Raw genomic sequence first — 1,060 nt, 5'->3', positions numbered from 1 at the left:
GAAAAAGTTACAGATTTAATGCGCCAACTGCAGGCAGTACAAGAGATTGCCGAGAGGGGGTATTGGCTCACCACGGAGGAACTGGGGCAGGTTTTAGGTTTACCAGAGTCCCGCTTGGCAATTCTGCGGGAACAACCCCTCGCCTATGAATTTCCGTGGCGCAACTTCCGCTGTTGTGTAGTTGACGAGCAAGAGGGGATCAGGCTTTGGTCTATCACTCCTAACAAGGCTATCAATGTCCACACCCCCACCACCGCGCCCCAAAAACAGCCTGCGGTCTATGCACGGGTGGATAACTTTTTGCCGCGGGACAAAAACCAACAGTTACTAGAATATGCGATCGCCAACGAAGGGCGGTTTGTCCCTTCCCGAAACTCAGCGAATGACAGTGAATACCGCCGTTCATGGGTGCTGCATGACTTCCCTGAGTTTTCAGGGGTGATTCTCCACTATGTGCAAATGCTAATCCCCCAAGTGCTCAAAAGCCTAAAAATGGAGCCATTTCCCATCGCCTACATCGAATGTCAAATGACAGCGCACAACCACGGCAATTATTACAAAGTGCACAATGACAACGGCAGTCCTGATGCCAAAGAAAGGGAACTGACCTATGTCTATTACTTCTACCGAGAACCCAAGCAGTTTTCTGGGGGGGAACTGCTGATCTACGACTCTGAAGTGCGAAACAATATGTATGTCAAAGCCGACACCTATAAAACCTATGTTCCTGCCAACAACACTATCATTTTCTTTCCCAGCTATCTGATGCACGAAGTTTTACCCGTGACTTGTCCCTCACGGCAGTTTGCCGATAGTAGATTTACGGTCAACGGCTGGGTACGGCGTAAATAGGCACATTGGGCGGAATGATACAAGTGCGGGTTCTGCCCCTGCCAGTGCAAACGATGCCATTGGACAAAATGGTGTAGCCAGTGGTTGCCCCTGCGATCCCGCCCGATGGTCGTCCCTTGACTGCTGGTGGTCTGCACAAAGTGATTACCACTGATCACATTCCCCCCCCTCAACTTTGTGAATGCGATCGTCGTTGTAGTAGGTGTGT

General features: G+C 50.5%; 1 protein-coding gene. It reads left to right on the top strand.

The genetic code is table 11. From position 1 onward, the window contains the following. The coding region (locus NW838_RS03365) for a 2OG-Fe(II) oxygenase (protein ID WP_414427497.1) at nt 1-852 on the top strand (852 nt) is incomplete at its 5' end. Nucleotides 853-1,060 lie beyond the last annotated feature (208 nt).

The sequence above is a fragment of the Synechococcus sp. R55.2 genome (assembly GCF_047462075.1).
Classification (GTDB): Bacteria; Cyanobacteriota; Cyanobacteriia; order Thermostichales; family Thermostichaceae; genus Thermostichus.
This window is presented reverse-complemented; position numbering and strand designations above follow the sequence as displayed.